We start from the raw sequence: 20,744 nt of genomic DNA, 5'->3' as shown, positions 1-20,744 counted from the left end.
ACAGAAATGAACGATCAAATCATTTGCAGTACCTGCGGAACTTATTACCCTGCAGCCACAGCACCGGAATTGTGTATTATTTGCAGCGATGAACGCCAGTACTTTCCCGAAACCGGACAAAGCTATACGAAACCTGCTGACCTTCATCGAAAGCACAGCATTAAGCTGAATAAGTTGCATGAGCGGTTGTATGAAATGGAGATCAACCCAATGTTTGCTATTGGACAAAGAGCCTTACTGGTTTTGTCAGAAAAAGGAAATGTACTATGGGATTGCATTCCGCAGCTTGATGAATTAACTATCGAATTCATTAAATCAAAGGGCGGGCTCAAAGCGATTGCATTTTCGCATCCGCATTATTACAGTAATATGAACGACTGGGCCGAAATTTTTGATTGTCCTGTTTACATTCATAAAAATGATGCTGAACATATTATGGTGAAAGGGCCGCATATTCATTTATGGCAGGGCGATGAACACGAATTATGGGATGGTATGAAATTGCTGCTGGTCGGTGGCCATTTTGAAGGCAGCAGCATTTTGCATGTACCATTTTTATCGAAGGAAGGAACCATACTTTGCGGCGATACCCTGTTCCTTTCGCCCAGTAAAAAACATTTTTCTGTAATGCGTAGTTATCCCAATCGTATTCCCTTGTCACAGCAGGAAATGCAGCGAGTGAAACAGCGGTTTGATTCAATTCCTTTTGACACCTTTTATGGATATATAAAAACCCAGAACCTTAGTGAAAATGTGAAGCCAATCTTTGCGCGATCGATGCAGCAATATTTTTTATAATAAAGAAAGCCCTCCCGATGCATCGGAAGGGCTGTGTAAAAACTATTTTGAAGCTGTTGCTATCTTAGCAGGATCACGGTTCCTTTTCTTACCAGCGGCCGGCCTTTGTAATCGGTGGCCTGTGCTATGTAAACAAAGGTTTCCTGCACCAACCGCTCTCCTCTGAAGGTTCCATCCCAGCCAATTTTATAATCGGTTGTTTTAAACACCAGTTGTCCCCAACGGTTGTACACGGCAAAGTAATCAAATGATTTAATGCCTATTGGCTTCACCCTAAGCTGGTCGTTATGGCCATCATTATTGGGCGTGAATGCGTTTGGAACGTACAGGTCGGGACCGGCAAACCGGTTGATCTTTACATGTGAGGTCTTTTTACATCCTTTATCAGTAACGGTATACAACTGGTAAAGTTGGTCCCTGTCCCAGGTTGCAATGGGCTTTTCAACATATGGGCTATCAAGGCCAACAGCCGGCGTCCAGGTGTATTGCATGCCGGGTGCGCCGTGTGCGCTCAGGTAAACCGGTTCATTAAATGCCACCAGGGTATCGTTTCCTATCCATGATTTATTATCATAGATCCTGAACGGGCGGTAAATGGTGTCTTTACAACCTTTATCAGTAAGCGTGATAAGGGTGAAAGGAAAGTTCTCTTCATTCTTATAATACCTGGTGAGAATGTAAGCCGTACTTTCTTTTTTGCCATTGAGAAAATACCAGTTATACTTCACCACATTTCCATCGTGGTCGGTAGCAGTGTAGGTAACCGGAACATCAACACAGGAATCGCTGATATCCAGTGTTACATTGGGCTTGGGCCAGATATCAAAGCTATGTTCAACCGGAAGGCTTTTACAGCCAATACTGGTTTCTGCCACCAACTTTGCCTTGTGTACACCGGGCGTAAACCAGGTATTCACATTTTGCGTATTGGTAGTGATGGTATTGTCAAATGTCCAGTACCATTTGTTTATTATTTCCGCACTTCCATTGGGCGGCATCTTTGTTGAATCGGTAAAACTGATCGTTTCATTTGTACACATCAGATCACCCACCCTGAATTCTGCAATGGGTCTGTAGTGAATGTTTAACGTGTTCAACGTGGTGTCTGAGTGGCAACCTTCGGGGGTGGTCACTACCAGTTTCACGGGAAATGGTCCCGGTGGGGCAGTAACCGCCGGTGGCGTTTTCCCGGTTACTATACTTCCATTGATATTCCACCACCAGTTGTTGATGGTACTTATGTTTGCCGGTACAATTGATTGGTCGGTTAATGTAAATGATGTTTGATTTTCACAGATCGGCCCGGGGAAAGTAAATGCGGCAACAGGTCTTGGCACTATCGTTACCTGCTGTGTTTGTTCAGTGGTACAGGTACCTTCATTGGTCGTTTTCAGCTTTACGTTTATATAACCGGATGTTGAATAACTGGTTGTAGTAGTAATGTTAAGTGTTGTATCGGTTTTTCCATTGCCGAAATCCCAAACATAACTGGGATTCTGCAAATTGGTGGATGTACTTGTAAATACAAAATTGTTGCCGTCCTGACACTGCTTTATGTTATTGATGTTAAAGGAGGTAACGGGTGATGGATATATATTCACTAAAACTTCTCTTCTGAATCCTTCACAACCAAACAGGGCTTTTTGGGATACATAATATTTAGAGAGCCCCGCTGTAGTGGTTGATGGATACGGGGCTGTAAAATTTCCGGTTCCACCCGTAGCCGTCGGATACCAAAGCAGGGTATTACCAGGATCTACCGAAGCGGTTAACTGGTTCGGGTTTGAGAACTGGCAAAGATTCACCGGTGCTGTGTCGGGGGTATCGGGCACTGGCAATGGCTGCACATATGCCTGTAACGTATCGCGGCAACCGAAACCGGGATAAGGTTCCACATCAACATAAAAAACACCCACTGTAGTTGGGGGCGGGCTTAATGTAACGGACTGGGCATTGCCCATTATAGAAGTGTAAGTGGAGTTGTACCAGGTATAATTTTTAAAGCCATACGGTGCATTAAGGATCAATGAATTTGTTTCTATACAATACGGTGCTGTAGCCAGGATGTTTGAACAGGCGCTGGCTACATCCATATACGCATAACCAAAGTGGCCGCTACGGGTACAGTCGGCTGTACGGAATTCAAGGCGGACCGTGTGACCGCCCAAACCGGCAAATTGCAATGATGTTGGCGTCCAGGGTTTATAGATAACCCCTGAATTTGACGGGGAAGGGGTGAAGCCGGGAAGGCCGGCAGTTGATACATAATCGTAAGAAGCACAGTTAATGAGATCGCCGGTTATTACATCATAAGCGGTTACATAAAAACGTGGTTGCTCGGGCAGGCTATGCCCGGGGTCTTCGAGTACAACGGCATAAAAATAAGTGAACGTAAAAGTATCAACGGTGTTTGGCACCACCATCGTATAGGAGATGGATTCAGCTTCGGCGCCTATCTGGTCGTTTCCCAGCCGCACAGAATATCTGCCGCCATAAGGACAAACCTTTGGGAATTTACCATATGGATCGTTGCCCGGATTAGTTGTTGCGTCTATGATCGTATGCCGGTTATTTATTGGTAACGATGGATTGAGGAGCATTCTGTTTTTTCCGTTGAAAGTATCTACAGTGCCTATAAAACAATCCCAATGGTCGAAAGTGCCGGCTTCAAAATCGAGGTTTGGTGGACAGGTTGATTGGCCATAGCCTTTACATAGAAAGCATAATAGAATAAGCAAAATTCCGGTAGCGGATCTGGCCATACGTCTTTAGGGGTTATAGAGGTTTTCGGAACCACAAAATAATCAAGTTTGAGGAAAACTCTTAATTTATGCACTACAAGTTTATAAGCGTGCAGTTTTGGGAATAGGCGTGCAGTTTTGCGGGATAAGTGCGTACACTATTTTTTGGCAAAATGTTCCCGGAAGATCCTGATTGACGCACTGGTAACCAGTACACATGGTTGCTTTTTCAAATAGGAAAATTACTATTACCGTTTAATCTATTGAGGATCAACCATAAAAAAACCGCACAGCTGCCCCTGTGCGGTAAACTTTTCCTGAAGGGAAGTTTTAAGAAATATCTATCCTTGATTTATCTACTGATAAACCGGTTCTTAGCCCAATAACAAATACGGCGAGGGCAATGGCGCCTAAAGCGAAGACGGTATCGCCGATCACCCGTAACCAACGGAAAAATTGTAATAAAGGTTGTTGCATAAATTCTGCTGACCGTGCATACCACATTCCATGATCAACGCTTGCCATGGTTTGCAGCACCCCAACAGGCAGCAAACTCAATGTCACCATCAACAGCAAACCAATGTTGATACTCCAGAAGGCAAACCCGATCAACCGGTCTTTCCAAACATAGCGGCTGTACAATCCTTTCAACACAAATAACATCAATCCTATACCCAGCATACCGTATACCCCAAACAAAGCCGCATGTCCATGCACGGGGGTAGTGTTCAATCCCTGCATATAGTACAATGCAATGGGTGGATTGATAACAAATCCGAAGATGCCTGCACCCAGAAAATTCCAGAATGCAACGGAAATAAAACAATAGATGGGCCACTTGTAGGCCTTTACCCATTCTGCAGATTTGCTAAGCTTGTAATTATGATAAGCTTCGAAACCAATAAGCACAAGCGGCACAACTTCCAATGCACTAAAGGTGGCGCCCAATGCCAGCACGGCAGTAGGCGTGCCGGAAAAATATAAGTGATGGAACGTTCCTAAAATACCGCCTGCTAAAAATATGATCGTTGAAAAGATAACGTTTAAGGTGGCTGAACGTACCTGCAATAATCCCATGCGTACAAACAGGAATGCAGAAACGACGGTAGCGAAAACTTCAAAAAATCCTTCTACCCATAAATGCACTACCCACCAGCGCCAGTATTCTGCCAACGCCAGATTGGTTTGCCGGCCCCACATAAGGCCTGCACCATAGAACAGGGCAATGGCTGTAGAGGCGATCAGGAACAGGATCAGCAGGTTTCTGTCAACTGTTCTTTTGCGTAATGCAGGGGCAAGCGCCCGGTACATCAGCAACAGCCAAAGCCATAAGCCTATGAAAAGAAAGATCTGCCAAAATCTTCCAAGGTCTACGTATTCATAGCCCTGGTGCCCGAACCAGAAGTTTCCGATCAATCCTAATTTTTGCATAATGCCCAGCCATTCGCCGGCAATGGAACCGCCTACAATGATCAACAATGCAATAAAAAGGAAATTCACACCCAGCTTTTGATATTTGGGTTCATGGCCCGAAACGGCCGGGGCCATGTACAGGCCGGTGGCAAGCCAGGAAGTAGCGATCCAGAAAATACCCAATTGCACATGCCAGGTGCGCGATACGGTGTAAGGCAACAGGTTGGCAATCGACAATCCATAGAAACCGTTTCCTTCCACACCATAGTGCGCGGTCACTATTCCCATAATTATCTGCACAACAATGAGGATGGTAACGATCCAGAAATATTTAAGGGTTGCCTTCATGGAAGGGGTAGCCGTAATACTTAGTAACGGATCTTTTTGGGGCAATTGCGATGGGTCAGCCGGTTCCTCCCTGCTGGTTGCATGATAAAATACCAGGATGCCAATGCCTGCCAGCAACACAATTACACTAAAGCCTGTCCACAGGATCAAACTATTGGTAGGTTTGTTGCCGATGATCTCATCGGGCGGCCAGTTTTGTGTATACGTTACGTTTGAACCTGGCCGGTTGGTGACGCATGCCCACGCAGCCCAAAAGTAGAATGCATTCAGTTGTTGCATTCTCGCTGCATCTTTGACCGTATTCTCCGGAATGGCATAGGCGTTTCTTAATGAGGCCAATGCAGGGTCGTTTGTAAATAAGCCGGTATAATGCCTGCTCACTGCTTCAATGGCGGTTGCTCTTAAAGGTGAAATCGTGATATCGCCTGAAGTTTCATCATACGTATTTTTTCTGATGGCTGTTTGCAGTTGCTTCTGCAATTGCACTTGCTGATCGGGTAAAATTTTATCGTATGGTGAACCGAATTGTTGTTGTGATAATTTATCAAGCATAAAGGAGGATTCCCTGTGCAGCCAGTCAGCCGTCCAGTCGGGCGCCACATACGAGCCATGTCCCCATACGGTTCCAATTTCCTGTCCACCGATGGATTGCCATACATTTTGCCCATCTTTGATATCCTGGCCGGTAAACAACACCCTGCCATCTGTTGTTTTTACCTGTGCAGGAACGGGTGGCGCCTTATGATAAAGGTCAATGCCATAATATAGCAATACAGCGAAAGAAACTACAATTACAAGAGAGAACGCGATCCATAATTTGCTGGTACTTTTCATGGTTTTATTCTTTATAGTGGTTTTATTTCATCAGTCACTAAGCGTGCAGCCTATTCCCTTTGCGCTGGAAACCCTTACCGGCCGGTCGTTCACATAAGCTTCCAGCGCATCTTTCAGGTAGAAATTTTTTACAGCGCCCATATTCAATGGGCCATCGTCGATGGCGCCCACATACAGCACTTTACCTTTTGCATCAACCAGCACACAGTCTGTGCTTACCCTGGGTTTCAATTGCCTGAGAAGCGTATGATCTTTATCTTTTTTGTAGGGGAGGCGCCACCCGAGGTCGCTGATCAATTGCTGCATGTCTTTATCTGTTTCTTTGCGGCCGGTAAACACTGCGGTAAAGCTCACTTTGCTTTGATAAGTTTTTATAAGCGAACCAAAGGTTTCTTTATGATTGTAAATACAGGGGCATTGTGATTGAAGAAACAGATACACAGTCGCCTTTTTTAGTGGCGGCGCCTGAAATGACAGGCATGCGCCGGCTATAGCCGCTATGATAAATAACGCCTTCATCATTTTCATTGCTTTATTTATTTTGCTTCAATTAAACCAACAGCACCCTGTTCAACACTTGCGAAAGAATGGTCCACAAAAACGTAGGTGCCTTTTTCCGGAACAACAAATTCAACGATGGCGCCGTTGCTGCTTCCCAATAAAACGGTTTGCATGCCCCGGAACTCATTATCAGGATTGCCATCGATCCATACTTTATCGAATATGGTTCCCACCACATGAAAGCTGGAAGTAAGGTTGGCGCCGGTATTAAGAACATATAACCGTACCCGGTCACCGGCTTTTACCTGCAGTGGTTGCTGCACATACTGTTTGCTTTTTCCGTTAAAAGTTACATACAGCGGCTGCCGGTTCCTGGCACTGGCTACATCCGTTTCATACAGGCTATCGCCTTTTGGTTTCAGATAGAATTCATTTTGCACAATGGCGAATTCTTTATCAACCTTTCCGGGAAAACCATCCTGCGGTTCAACTATGATCATGCCGGTCATGCCGCTGATCATGTGTTGTAAAATAACGGGTGTGCCACAGTGATACATAAAAACACCCGCATAATTGGCTGTCCATTGAAAGTGCAGGGTTTCGCCGGGGTTAATGCTCCGGTATTTGTCGTGCGGGTTAACCATGGCCGCATGAAAGTCGATAGAGTGGGGCATAGGCGGCGATACTTCAGCTGTAAGGTTCGACCGGTTGACCATGCTGAATTTTACTGTTTGCCCTACCCGCACTCTCAATACGGGGCCGGGAATGGAATCCCCAAACGTCCAGGCCCAAAAGCAAACGCCGTTTGCCACGGTTATTTTTTTGTGTTGGATATCCACCCGTATAGCTACCGTGTCATTATCAACAAGCGGAGGAATGTTGGGTGCATAGGCAATGGGGCCGTCTGTGGTGGTAGCCGGGATGGCCTCGTTGGTGACATACGCTTTAGGCGCGCCATAGGTCATTTTGACCTTGTCAGTGGCGCCTGAAAAACAACCACTGAATACAATCACTGTTACAAATACCAGGGCCAAAGTTAAAGCAGGTTTCATATGATAACATTTATTTTAAACATGATTTCGACCATACTTAACTCCTTCCGTTTTTCCGTTTGCACGCAAAGGTATAAACGGAATCTTCATCGCCTGTATGATTTGTATCATTGTGAAAACTGCTGAAGATCAGTGGCTGGTTTTCTGCGTTCATACAAAAGAAAGAGGTCGCCTCTTGCGAGACGACCTCCATTGTTATTGCACAGGGATATTCTTTTTATGATGCAGATCATACGCAAGATGGGCCATCCACCTGTTGACAGATGACTCACCTTTAATCCGTTTATGCCAGATCAAATCTGTCGAGGTTCATCACTTTATTCCAGGCGGCTACAAAATCATTTACAAATTTGTCGTGCCCGTCGTCGCTGCCATACACCTCAGCAATGGCCCGCAGTTCAGCATTGGAGCCAAATACCAGGTCGGCACGGGTGGCTGTCCATTTTGCTTTACCCGTAGCGCGGTCGCTTCCTTCGTACAATTCCCGGTCTTCAGACGCTGCTTTCCAGGCAGTGTTCATATCGAGCAGGTTTACAAAGAAATCATTGGTGAGCACGCCGGGGCGTTGTGTAAACACGCCATGTTTGGCGCCATCATAATTCGTATTTAGCACGCGCAAGCCGCCTATCAATACGGTTAATTCAGGCGCGGTCAAAGTCAATAACTGCGCTTTATCGATCAGCAATCCTTCGGTTAATACCGGCAATTTTACATTGCGGTAGTTACGGAAGCCATCTGCCAGCGGTTCCAGGTAACCGACAGATTCAACATCGGTTTGGTCTTGCGAAGCATCCATACGGCCAGGTGTAAACGGAACGGTGATGGTACGGCCAGCTTCTTTCGCGGCTTTTTCAATACCGGCGCAACCGGCCAGCACGATCAGATCGGCCAGGGAAACTTTTTTACCGCCAGCCTGTGCACCATTAAATTCTTTTTGAATGCTTTCCAGTTTATCCAGCACTTTTTGCAGCTGAGCCGGGTTGTTCACCTTCCAGTATTTTTGCGGGGCCAGGCGAATGCGGGCGCCATTAGCGCCGCCGCGTTTGTCGGAACCGCGGAATGTAGATGCCGAAGCCCAGGCGGTAGCAACCAGTTCAGATACGCTTAATCCGGATGCCAGCACTTTTCCTTTCAGCAGGGCAATATCATTTTCATTGATCAATGCATGATCAACTGCGGGAATGGGGTCCTGCCAAATCAATTCTTCCTGCGGCACATCGGGACCCAGGTAGCGTGCACGCGGGCCCATATCGCGGTGCGTTAATTTGAACCAGGCGCGGGCAAATGCATCTGCAAATGCGTCGGGGTTTTCGAGAAAGCGCCGCGAGATCTTTTCATATACCGGATCGAACCGTAAAGAAAGATCAGTGGTGAGCATGGTGGGCACCCGTTTCTTTGAACCATCAAAAGCATCGGGTATAATAGCTTCTGCATTCTTTGCTACCCATTGATGCGCACCGGCGGGGCTCTTTGATAATTCCCATTCAAAAGCAAAAAGGTTCTCAAAGAAGTTATTACTCCATTTGGTGGGCGTTTTCGTCCAGGTAACTTCAAGTCCGCTGGTGATGGCGTCGGCGCCTTTACCACTACCAAAGCTGTTGCGCCAGCCAAGGCCCTGCAATTCTATACCGGCAGCTTCGGGTTCTTTGCCTACATATTCGCCGGCATTGGCCGCGCCATGGGTTTTACCAAAGCTGTGTCCGCCTGCGATGAGGGCCACTGTTTCTTCATCGTTCATGGCCATGCGGCCGAAAGTATCACGGATATCCTTAGCAGCAGCAATGGGATCAGGATTGCCATCGGGTCCTTCGGGATTCACATAGATGAGCCCCATTTGCACGGCTGCCAATGGTTTCTCGAGGTTGCGGGAATGGATGTCGCCATCAGCAGGTTCGTCAGAAGAAACCACGCCATGTTCTTTGGCCACGCCGGGCGAACCATGTGCATAGCGAATGTCGCCGCCAAGCCAGGTGTTTTCGGCACCCCAATACACATCTTCATCGGGTTCCCATACATCGGGACGGCCGCCGGCAAAACCAAAGGTTTTAAAGCCCATTGATTCCAGCGCTATATTACCGGTAAGGATCATCAGATCGGCCCAGGAAATTTTGTTGCCATATTTTTGTTTGATGGGCCAAAGCAATCTGCGGGCTTTATCAAGGCTCACATTGTCGGGCCAGCTGTTGAGCGGGGCAAAACGTTGTTGTCCGGAACCACCGCCGCCACGGCCGTCAAACACGCGATAGGTGCCGGCGCTGTGCCAGGCCATGCGAATGAACAGGGGACCATAATGACCGAAGTCGGCCGGCCACCAGTCCTGTGAATCGGTCATGAGCGCATGCAGGTCTTTTTTCAACGCTTCCAGGTCGAGGCTTTTAAAGGCTTCGGCATAATTAAAATCATCCCCCATGGGGTTCGATTTTGTCGAGTGCTGACGAAGGATGTTCAGTTTTAACTGGTTAGGCCACCAGTCGCGGTTCCTGGTGCCGCCACCGCCAATGTTTTGCTTCATGCTGCCATTGTGAAACGGGCATTTACTGATGTCGTTAGATCCTTTTTCCATTGTTATAAGTTTATGGTATTGAATGAACAATCGCCAGCACCGGGTACCTGTGCCGGGGTGGTAAAATTAGGGTATTGGGGCAATAAGCTAAATCAATTAATTCGATAGTTTAATAGAGGAAATCTATGAGGTGGGCTGTGCAGTAATGAAGAATATCTGCTTAAGGAGCCGCTGCAAAGAACCGCCTGGCGCCTTCCCGGCCATTTTCTACCAGTTCGGCGATCGTTTTCTTAGGCAACTTGCGCACCCGGCCACTTAAATTCAGGTTGTTGATGGAAATGGTGCGGCGTAAACCACCCGGGTGCGTAACCTCGGGATTGACCTTGTCGATCAACGTGTGGTACAATGCCCTTAAATAATCATGCATGGTATTGATGGGAAAAGGATAAACGCCGGGATGTTGCCTATTGTATTGAATTTGTTCGGGCATTTCCATCAGCAGTCCCAACGTTTCGGGGTTCTCATAGGAACATGTAACAGCTGCGCTTTCATCATTTACATACCGGGCCGAGTCGAATAAAAAAATGGGGTAATTACTCAATGCCCCTCCATCTACCATTACATGCATTAATTTTCCATTGGGTGGCTTTTTATATACATGGCCGCTGTCATCCATCAATATGGCGCGGTAATACAATGGAATAGACAGGGAGATGCGCACGGCATCGGCAATAGCCATGTTGGGATAGCATTCGAAGGAAAAAACACGCAGGGCCTGAAAGGTAAGGTCGGTCCCCGTTATATACAGGTCTTTATATCCTTTTTCTGCACTTAGTAGATGCAGTTCGGCAAAGGTGATGCGGCCGTTGCCGGTTTTGGCGGCAATCAGGTCTTCCATCCATTTGGTGATCTTTTCGCCTTTATACCAGCCGAATTGCTTTTTTAACCGGCTGATGCCGCCGGCCAGCATCCAGGCGCCATCATTGAATCGTTTTAAAGGTATATGTGCGGCGAGCTCAATAATTTCAGTGGAAGAATAGCCAACCGCCAGCAGCGTGCCCTGTATAGCGCCCACCGAAGTGCCGGCTACCCGTTGAATATTTTTCAAAATACCCATGCTGTCGAGCACCTGCAAGGCGCCCGCATAAGCAAATCCTTTTACACCGGCGCCTTCCATTACCAGGTTGCGGTATTTGGGAGTTTGAGAATAACTGATAGCAAGGGTATGGATCAATAGAATTGACAAAACTGTTTTTTTCATCAAAAAGCTTTTATGATCAATCACTCTTTCAAACTTTTCACCGGATTGGTTAATGCCGCCCTGATGAACCGGCTGCTGATCGTAAGCAGGGCAATGGCAACTGCGCCCACACCTGCGGCAGGAAAGATCCACCATTGAATACTTTCCCGGTAAGCAAAGCCCTGTAACCATTTATCCATAAATAACCAGGCCAGCGGTGCCGCCACCACGAGTGCAATGACAACCAGTTTCAGAAAATCGGCCGAAAGTAAGGTTACGATACTCCTTACATTAGCGCCCAGCACCTTGCGGATACTTATTTCCCGCGTGCGTTGTTCTGCTGCAAAGGCGGCGAGACCGAAGAGTCCCAAACACGCGATCACAATGGCGAGGGTGGTGAACAACAGGGAGATTTTTCCCGTGCGTTGTTCTGCCCGGTATAACGCATCGAAATCGGCATCCATAAAGGAGTAATCAAATTCCTGGTTATGCGAAAAGGTTTTCCATTTGTTTTCGATGTGGGATAGCAATGCCGGCAGGTCCTGCGCATTCACCTTAATGCTAAGTACATCGGGCCGGTCGCCTTGTTTTTTTCGCTCGAAAGCAGTTGTCATGGTCATAACCACAGGCGTAATATTATCCCTGAGCGAACTGAAATTAAAATCTTTTATAACCCCGATGATATGATATTGCTTCTGGCCGGTTCCATATTCAATGGTCTTGTTGATGGGGTCGTTGTTGAATCCCATTGCCCGGGCGGCGGTTTCATTGATGATCATGGCCGATGAATCGGTCGAAAGCTGGGGGTTAAAATCCCTTCCTTTTTCGAGTTGCATGCCCATGGTGGTCAGGTAATCTTCATCAACCGGCCAGAATTGCGTTTGATGCGTATTGTTATTGGCCGAAACGTAATTGGTCCACCTTCTTTCACCGGTGGGAACAAATGAGCTCAGGGTAGCGCTCACCACACCCGGCAAATGCCCGATCTCCTGTTTAAAAGTTTGCGCCTGGCTACCCAGGATGTTCAGATTTTTTACCTGCAGTACCTGTTTGCGGTTAAAGCCAAGGCTCTTGTTTTGAATATAGTTCAGTTGTTTGTAAATGACAAGGGTGCCAATGATCAGGAAAATTGAAATGGTGAACTGGAACACCACCAGCACACTGCGCAGCCGGCCGCCTTTGAAGCCACTGGCAACTTTGCCTTTTAGTACTTCAACTGGGCGAAAAGCTGACAAATAGAATGCGGGGTATACACCGGCCAGCATGCCGGTCACCAGCAGCAGCACATAAGTTGAGAAGGGAAAGAAGGACGCGAAGTTTTCATTGGTGCTAATGGGAACGGAAGCCATGGATCCAAAAAAATCAAAATTGAAATGGGAGCGGGGAGGCAGGTCACTGATGACACCAGTGATGCGGTGGTTCGTGGTCTTGTTGCCATTCCCCAGCGATTCAAGTACTTTCCCCAGCACATGCGTTGTATTAAAATATTTTTGCGCCATACTTGCTGGTTTCGTCAATAACATATAGAACTATCAGGAGGCAAACGGCGAGGCCAATGGCTAAACCTGCCATGTTAAGGAAAGTAATGCCTTTGTTCTTTTTAAGGCTCCGGAAAGCAGTAATAAGGTAATTGCGGATCATGGCTACTTTATTTGATGGTATGGCTAAAAATACAAAAATTGGAGATAGCTAACGCAGGGGATTGATCGCGCAGCAGTGAAATGATAAAAAAATAGAGCCTTCCCGGAGAACAGGGAAGGCTTATTTTTACCTAAGTCCTTATTATGAAACTCCGTTCGGCGCATTCGGATGCCAACGGCTGTTTTCTGCGGCTGCAAGTAGGCATTTCTTTTTATTTAAAAAGGTAGTAATAGTTGGAAAGTTGATCGGGTAAATAAACAGGTTAGCTCCGAAAAATCACTATTTTGCCAGCTAAAACCCCGCGAGCCCGGAAAACACCCCTGGTATGACCCAAAAACTGATCCTGTTGCCCATTTTTATTGCCAGCTATTTATTTTCTGTTGCGCAATTGCAGCCGGCAGATACCTGCCTTGATAGTTATTTTCGCAGGTTGTACATGTTTCGGCAAAACGACCACCTTTCTTCCATAACTGAAACCTCGGATAAAAACTTACTTTGGTGCGGCACCGCAACTGCAACCAATACTTCTAATGCTACCGACGGGGATGCTGTAATTGTCAGGTTAAGAAATAACGGAACCATTATCTGGTCTAAGTTTATCGGGGGCGCTTATTTCGACCAATTTAACCGCGCCAGGGAAAACAGGGACAAAAGTATTATTGCGGTTGGTACCACCAATAATTCAATATATGCGGCCAGGAATATGTTTATTTCCAAATTAGATTCTGCCGGCAATCTTTTATGGGCAAAAACGATCTATGATGCCAATACAAACAACCCTGCCATGGAAGCCATGGATGTAGCAGAAACAAATGATGGCGGCTATTTTATTTGTGGCACAGCCTTCAGTGGAAACGTGGGTGGAGGCGACGCTGTATTACTGAAAATTGATGCAAATGGCAACCTGATCTGGTTTAAACAGTTGGCTATGGCCAACATCAACGGCCCTTCAACTGCCTCCAACTTCGTGTTGAACAATGATACCGCGTATGTAACAGGCTGGTATCATGACATTTTCCACAGAGATGGCCTGTTAATGAAAATAGACGCCAATACCGGCGCTATTTACTGGTCAAAACATTATGACTATCAAAAAAACGATTTCTATACCGGTAATCTTCGCTCAACCAACAACATTTTTAAAAGTATATTTATTCTCAACGGGCAGTTACGCATCAACATGATTTCAGAAATTAATGGTCCGTTGGAAGCCTGGATGATCAACATGGATCTTGATGGCAACGTTTTAAAAACAAGAAAACTATTGACCCCTGCCCCCGAGAATCTCGGTCATATAACAACCGAATACCCTACAGCCGATGATGGTTTTATTTCCGCCGGGAACCAGTTTTACAACAACAGTTATATATTTCGCCTGGTGAAAGTGGATGCTGATGGAAATCTCGCGTGGTCTAAATCATATGCGCAGCCTAATGGACCACATCCTTATTCCACATTTATCAATTCGAACAATGATATTTTTGTTGCTGGTTTCGAAGCAATAGGCCTGCCGTCACTTCACTTCCCGGCGTTTTTATCCAAAACAGATAAAGACGGGAACATTCCGGGCGGCAACTGCCTTAATTATCCTTTTCCTGCAACCGTTAGTAGCGGCGATCTTTCGACCGTCAATCTTACCTGGGAACGGGTCAATAATTTCACACCCACTAATATATTTGTCAATTCAGCAATAAGCAATGCAGTTCCTGTGCTTACAGATGAATGCAGCACTGTTTTCAGTTGTGACCAGCTAAAGATCATACAAACCGTAAACAGTTTTTGTGATCTGAAGGATACCATACAATATGCCGTTCAAAGGAGCCCGGGATGCAACCGGCCGGCTACCTGGATAGCAGATACCGCCATAATTAAGATCACTGAAACTACCGACTCTACCGTTCGCCTGCTTTTCAGGAAAGCCGGGACAGCAAAACTTTTCGCCAGAATGATCAGTGCCTGTAAAATATTGGAGGATAGTGTTACGATCACTGCCTTTGAATCGCCCGGCCTCGTAGATCTTGGCCCTGATATCGGTATTTGTAAAAAAAGTAAGTTGACACTCAGCGCCGGCAGCGGGTTCAGATCGTACCAATGGAATAATGGCTCAACTGATTCCACACTTACCGTATTTAATCCCGGTAAATATTTTGTACAGGCCGAAGATTATTGCAGCAATATATTTAAAGATACCATTCAGGTCACCGCAGTGCCGGATATACCCTTCGATCTGGGACCAGACCTCGAAAAATGCAATAATGATACACTGAACATAGTTGCGCCCGGAAGTTTCTTACTTTATACCTGGAGTCCCGTTTATGCCATCAGTTCCCCATCTGGCAGCACAGTACAGGTATGGCCGGCGAGCGATACCAGTTATAGTGTAATAGCCGAAGTGGGCCGGGGTTGTACGGTATTTGATACGGTCAGGATCACAGTTAAAAACTCTCCGCCTGTTTATCTGGGCAATGACACAAGCCTTTGTGCCGGTAACAGTATATTATTAAAAGCGTCGGCCGGGTTTAACAGTTACAGTTGGCATGATGGAACAACGGGCCAAACCTATTTGGCCAATCACAAGGGCTTTTACCAGGTGCTTGCCACCTACAACAATGGATGTGTATCAAAAGATACGCTGGAAATAAAAAATGTATTCCCATTACCGGTTGTTGATCTGGGAAAGGATATTGACATATGCGCAAATGAAACCCATACGTTTAACGCAGGCAATGGTTTTAGATCCTGGCTATGGCAGGATGGATCAGGGCAATCTACTTATAATGCCAATAAGCCCGGGCTCTATTGGGTGCAAGTGAACGATCTTAATAATTGTACCAATTCCGATACCGTAGCTATTACCGGACTAAAGCCCGCTCCTGAAAACTTTGCGGCAGCTGATACCGGAATTTGCCCTGGAAGACCGCTTGAATTAAAAGCGTTGGGAATATGGAGTTCTTACCTGTGGAGCAACAATGCCCAAGCGCCTGCTATTACTATAATAGAACCAGGGGAATACTGGCTGGAAGTGACCAATGTTGCTGGTTGTGTAGCAAGGGATACGATCAGGGTGGCAACCAACGATTGTAAAAAAGGGGTTTATTTCGCGAATGCATTTACGCCAAATAACGATGGGCGTAATGATACTTACCGCCCCGTGGTACAGGGCCTGCTTGATAAATTCAAACTAATTATTTATAACCGTTATGGCGAAAAGATATTTGAAACCACAAACTACCTGCATGGCTGGAACGGATTATACAATGGCAGGCTGCAGGACTCAAACCAATACGTTTGGTTATGCTATTACCGGTTCCGTGGTGAAAAGGAAAAGGTTGAAAGGGGTACTTTACTGTTGTTGCGATGAGCAGTTTTAAAGTATAGTGCATACATGAAAAAGCCCCGATAAAACACCAGGGCTTCCCTATCCGGGATATCCTTATTATTTTATAAACCGTATCGAAAATGGATACTTGTATAACTTGTTCTCGCTGGCCTTTACGGTGGCAACAATTACCAGTACAAGCATAAAAATGCCGAGCACCCATATCAGTAAAATGCCGATGATAGTAAGAAAAAGCACAATGATCGCGATCATCATGGTGAGCTGAAAATTTAACGATTCCCGGGCATGCGCTGTTACAAACGAAGATTCATTCTTTTTTATCAGGTAAATGATCAGCGGTGCCAGGAACCCGGTTGGTATCGTGAGCACATGACATAATATGGCTAAAGTTCGTTCATCACTGGTTGGCACTGCGAGCGGCATTTCTTCAGTTCCCAAAATCGACCTGGAAGATGAGGATGGTGTGGAAGATGAGTTGGTCATAAAAATGCAGTTTCTATAAATTTACCCAATAAAATTTACATGGCCAATGGAATGCGAAAAGCGTCCCGGTGCATCGGAACGCTTTTCGCTAACTGTTCTTCAATTATTTTCCTGCCACACTGTTAGCTGCCTCAATGATCACGGCTGCTACTTTTTCGGGTTGCGACATAAATACCACGTGACTTCCTTTAATCTCAGTCACTTTTGTATTCGAACGCTTATACATATTACGCTGGATCTGGGGCACAATGGCTTTGTCTTCGGTGGCTACTATTCCAAATGCCGGTTTATTTCTCCACGCGGCATTGGTGATGGGGGTGCCAAATGCTTTGCCATAAAAGGCGCCCTGGGAAGCATACATAAAATCAGCTTCGGCCTGGGGAAGGTCGGCACAAAAACCGGCATGAAACTTTTCCCTGCTGAAATAAACGATCCCATTTTCATCGGGTGGCAGCACGCCATTCTCGGGAGCCGGGGGCGCCGATTGGAACCAGGTGAAAGCCGATTCGCCATTATCGGGCTGAAAAGCTGCAATATAAACCAGGGCTGCTACCTTCGGGTGATTACCGGCCTGGGTAATAACCGCACCGCCCCATGAATGTCCGGCCAGTATGGTGGGTCCGTCCTGTTTGTCGAGGGCCAGCTTTACGGCAGCTGCATCGTCTTCAAGCGAAGTAAGCGGGTTTTGCACAATGGTTACATGGTATCCTTTTTTAATAAGTACGTTGTAGAGGGCTTTATAACCTGAGCCATCGGCAAAAGCGCCATGTACCAATACTACGTTCTTAACTGTTTGGGCAACTGTTTCGGTTACTGCTGCAGTTGTGGCCAGTAAGGCGAGGGAGGCGGCTGCCAGGAAACTTTTCAATTTGTTTTTTAATGATGTCTTTTCCATTGTATTGTTGTTGATGTTTTTTTGTCGTTATCAACGATACAAAGATGCAATGGAAAGCGGGGGTGGGTGATGCGCTGATTTCCCGGTTAGTTGTAATTATTTCCCTTCCTGCGGAACGGGGGTGGCATTGCGGAACTCAACCGGGGATACCGAGGTATGCTTTTTAAAGAAATTCGAGAAATACGCCACATCTTCAAAGCCCAGTTCAAAAGTGATCTGCTTTACTGATTTTTTAGTGTAGCACAGCAACCTTTTGGCTTCAATAAGTATTCTTTCCTGTATAACCTGCGACGGGGTTTTGTGGTTGTAAATAGCAAACAGATTAGCCAGCGTTTTGGGTGATTTGAACAATTGCTGCGCATAAAAGCTTACGGAATGTTCTTCTTTGAAATGCGTTTCAACCAACAGGTTGAATTTTCTTATGATGTGGAATTTGTCTTCCTGCACTTTTTTCATTGGTACATATTCCGATCGCGCCAGGCGGGTCATGTAAATAATGAGCCGTTTCAACAGCACCAGCAGCATTTCATGTTGAATGGCATCAGTTATTTTAAATTCATCAACGAACATGGCCAACAGCAATTGCAGCTTTTGCTGGGCATCTTCCTGCAACCTTATGAATAAATGATCGGTTGTGCCAAACAGGAACCCCACACAGCTTACTTCTGCATCGTGGTCAATAATACAATAAAACTCGCGGTTGAACTGCCAGGCAACAATAGCTGCAGCCTTCTCGAAAGAAAATGACTGGTTGAACAAAAGGGTAAGCAGGCTGTTGGCGGGAAAATCAAAATCGGTTCCATCAATGTTTACCGTTTGGCTTTCGCCGGGATTCCAGGCAATGGTAAAATATTTATTGAAGCGGTCGCGGCTGAAAAACAAACGATCGAAGCCGGCTTCCTCTTTAAAAAGCAGCAGGTCGCCACCTGTTTTTGTATCCTGAATTTTATATCTCATGTATGTAGACCCCGTTATGAAGGAATGAATTGCAAGCTACATGATAAATGTTGAATTTTGTTTTTTGTCAAAAGTCGGTATTTTAGTCCCTGTAAAAGACCCTCTATGTCTCCTAATAACAACTTCTTTTTATTTCTGGCCATTTTTAACCTGCTATTTGTTACCGGCTGTTCCGGCCAGTCGGGCAATAAAAGCACCGACCCAATCGATGCTTTATTAAACCAGGAAAGAAAGAACCAGGACAATGCCAAATACGGGAACAAAAATCCGGATATTACCGTTATCAGCGATTCGCAGAGGGTGGAGGCCATGCGCCACGAAATTGAGAAAAAGATCCGCCTTCAGGAAAAAACGAATAAGGAAAAGAATAAAAAGAAAAGTCCGGTAGAAGCATATAAGGGTGGCGACAAAACCGCCGTACCTGCTATTGTTCAAATATTAAAGGGTAATAATAAAATTAAGAAACAGGAAGTATTGGGAGAGCTCTGCAAAAACTTTGACGACGGTGGTTATTCAATTAAAGAACATGAGATCATTGATCTTGTTTTACGTGATATAGATGATCCCGTTTATGAAAAAGATGCGGTGCAATTAGCAGGCCTGAATGAACTGCCTGGCTTTGATCGCAAATTTGAAGCGAGGCTGCTTACCGGGAGATCCACAGATGAAGGACGGATATTTTTTTGGCTAGGGAAAAAGGCTACGAGCGATAAGGCGCTTGCCTATTTCGCCAGGAAAGTAAAGGAAAACAAAGTGGCTCCAATTGAACTGAATGGAATTATTGGGGGGCTTGAAGGCTATGCAGAGAACGGAAGCCCGGAATTAAAAACCCAGGTTGGGCAAATGGCATTAGACATATATCGCAAGAAGTTTATTCCGGACAATGATTTTGAAGAACTGAAACAATCGACCTATACTTCCAACAGCGCTGAGGGATTGTTGACCTGCCTGTTTGAATGTGGTGACAAGGATGTTATCCCAATTGCCAATGATATTTTAGCGCGTGGCATCCGCGTAACCGGACCGGTAAAAGCGCTGCTACGTTTGGAGGGGGACCGGCATTTGGAAAAAGTGTATCAACTGCTTCGAAGTGAAGATAACTTTTTTACCGGGCTTGATCTTGTAGAAAGTATTGAAAGAAAATATGTTGACGATAAGATGCTTAAAGAGGTGCTGGTTCAATTTGGAAAAAGAAAGGAGATCGAAGATTATCAGGTACAGCGAATAGTTATAACATTTGTGACCTTAAAAGCAGAAGACTATATAAAAAATAGTGCTGACATAACCGATGGCAAAGTCGCAGAGCGGCTGAAAAAATATTTTGCCCTCAATCAAATTTCAACGGACCTTGTTATTGCTGACCTTAAAAGCAAGGGACTTATTACTAAAAGCCCGGATTCAGCAACCATTGGTAGGGTAAAAAAGGAATCGTCAAACAATCAGGGGGCATTCATATATAGTTTATTGGAGTTGCAAAATATTACCTTGTATTTCGATGCAGAAACAGATTTTTTGCCGGTGAATTATGATGAGTTGCTGAAGGGTTTTGCTAAGAAAAGCGAAGGTCTCTTAAGCAATATGGTTGTATGGATGGACGTAAAAGAAGATAAGGCAAAACAAAAATTCAGTTACGTGATAACCGTTATTTACAAAGATCATGCATTTATTGTAAAGCCGGAAGATGTAGGGGATTGGTATGATGTCATGACTGTAAATGCGTTGTTGGATAAGATGCTCGAACTCTCAGGTTCTCCCAAACGATTTAATTCCCTTGAAACAGGAGATCAAACGGTAAGATATATTTTTGGGGTGCCCGGGGTTGTGAAGGAAATTGTAAAAAAATACGAAATTTAATCTATAGGGCTAAAAATATTATTTTCTACAACGTTAATCCCGGGTTTTACACCCGGGATTTTTTTTTGAAAGAATTATACGGCCCGGCTTCCGCTAAATGCCCAACTGTTCAGCACTGCAACAGTTTAAATATTAACTGCTTGC

Annotated in this window: 14 protein-coding genes; 3 read left to right on the top strand and 11 right to left on the bottom strand. The window is 45.5% G+C overall.

What is annotated here, in order from left to right:
* Nucleotides 1–6: 6 nt before the first annotated feature.
* Complete coding sequence (locus tag A3860_RS27455; protein WP_081152531.1) at nt 7–798, top strand: MBL fold metallo-hydrolase; 792 nt, start codon at nt 7–9, stop codon at nt 796–798.
* A gap of 59 nt (nt 799–857) precedes the next feature.
* Here A3860_RS27455 and A3860_RS27450 read toward each other — a convergent pair whose 3' ends face one another.
* The 8 genes from A3860_RS27450 to A3860_RS40665 all read right to left on the bottom strand — a co-directional run bounded on the left by A3860_RS27450 (nt 858) and on the right by A3860_RS40665 (nt 13,071).
* Nucleotides 858–3,560, bottom strand: coding sequence for a T9SS type B sorting domain-containing protein (locus A3860_RS27450; RefSeq protein WP_081152528.1), 2,703 nt, complete (start codon nt 3,558–3,560; stop codon nt 858–860).
* 309 nt (nt 3,561–3,869) lie between these two features.
* Nucleotides 3,870–6,134: a nitric-oxide reductase large subunit gene (locus A3860_RS27445; protein WP_081152526.1), complete on the bottom strand. Its 2,265-nt coding sequence runs from the start codon at nt 6,132–6,134 to the stop codon at nt 3,870–3,872.
* Nucleotides 6,135–6,164: 30 nt separating this feature from the next.
* On the bottom strand, nt 6,165–6,656 hold the full coding sequence (locus A3860_RS27440; protein ID WP_143774287.1) for a DUF6436 domain-containing protein: 492 nt from the start codon (nt 6,654–6,656) through the stop codon (nt 6,165–6,167).
* A gap of 14 nt (nt 6,657–6,670) precedes the next feature.
* The gene (locus tag A3860_RS27435) at nt 6,671–7,687 is read right to left on the bottom strand and encodes a multicopper oxidase domain-containing protein (protein WP_081152520.1); all 1,017 of its coding nucleotides are present in this window, start codon (nt 7,685–7,687) and stop codon (nt 6,671–6,673) included.
* A gap of 283 nt (nt 7,688–7,970) precedes the next feature.
* Nucleotides 7,971–10,250, bottom strand: a complete 2,280-nt coding sequence (gene katG / locus A3860_RS27430) for a catalase/peroxidase HPI (protein WP_081152517.1) — start codon at nt 10,248–10,250, stop codon at nt 7,971–7,973.
* Between the two features lie 160 nt (nt 10,251–10,410).
* Nucleotides 10,411–11,451, bottom strand: a complete 1,041-nt coding sequence (locus A3860_RS27425) for a patatin-like phospholipase family protein (protein WP_081152514.1) — start codon at nt 11,449–11,451, stop codon at nt 10,411–10,413.
* Between the two features lie 20 nt (nt 11,452–11,471).
* A complete protein-coding gene (locus tag A3860_RS27420; RefSeq protein WP_158085375.1) occupies nt 11,472–12,929 on the bottom strand; it encodes an ABC transporter permease in 1,458 nt (485 codons plus the stop codon).
* Nucleotides 12,910–13,071, bottom strand: coding sequence for an ABC transporter permease (locus A3860_RS40665; RefSeq protein ID WP_143774286.1), 162 nt, complete (start codon nt 13,069–13,071; stop codon nt 12,910–12,912). Before A3860_RS40665 ends, A3860_RS27420 begins: the two co-directional genes overlap by 20 nt.
* A gap of 325 nt (nt 13,072–13,396) precedes the next feature.
* On the opposite strand from A3860_RS40665, the gene A3860_RS27415 reads away from it, so the two are divergent.
* Nucleotides 13,397–16,432: a T9SS type B sorting domain-containing protein gene (locus tag A3860_RS27415; protein WP_081152508.1), complete on the top strand. Its 3,036-nt coding sequence runs from the start codon at nt 13,397–13,399 to the stop codon at nt 16,430–16,432.
* Nucleotides 16,433–16,507: 75 nt separating this feature from the next.
* Here A3860_RS27415 and A3860_RS27410 read toward each other — a convergent pair whose 3' ends face one another.
* The 3 genes from A3860_RS27410 to A3860_RS27400 form a co-directional block, all read right to left on the bottom strand.
* Nucleotides 16,508–16,894, bottom strand: a complete 387-nt coding sequence (locus tag A3860_RS27410; RefSeq protein WP_216823512.1) for a DUF4870 domain-containing protein — start codon at nt 16,892–16,894, stop codon at nt 16,508–16,510.
* A 103-nt stretch (nt 16,895–16,997) separates the two neighbouring features.
* Nucleotides 16,998–17,789, bottom strand: a complete 792-nt coding sequence (locus tag A3860_RS27405) for an alpha/beta hydrolase (RefSeq protein ID WP_081152505.1) — start codon at nt 17,787–17,789, stop codon at nt 16,998–17,000.
* A gap of 96 nt (nt 17,790–17,885) precedes the next feature.
* Entirely contained in the window at nt 17,886–18,746 is an 861-nt protein-coding gene (locus tag A3860_RS27400) for a helix-turn-helix domain-containing protein (RefSeq protein ID WP_081152502.1), read from the bottom strand.
* A 105-nt stretch (nt 18,747–18,851) separates the two neighbouring features.
* Here A3860_RS27400 and A3860_RS27395 point away from each other — a divergent pair, with 105 nt between their 5' ends.
* Nucleotides 18,852–20,600 carry a hypothetical protein gene (locus tag A3860_RS27395; RefSeq protein WP_081152499.1) on the top strand — a complete coding sequence of 583 codons (1,749 nt, stop codon included), beginning with the start codon at nt 18,852–18,854 and terminating at the stop codon, nt 20,598–20,600.
* Nucleotides 20,601–20,744: the final 144 nt, after the last annotated feature.

This window comes from Niastella vici (genome assembly GCF_002077945.1).
Lineage (GTDB): Bacteria > Bacteroidota > Bacteroidia > Chitinophagales > Chitinophagaceae > Niastella > Niastella vici.
This window is presented reverse-complemented; position numbering and strand designations above follow the sequence as displayed.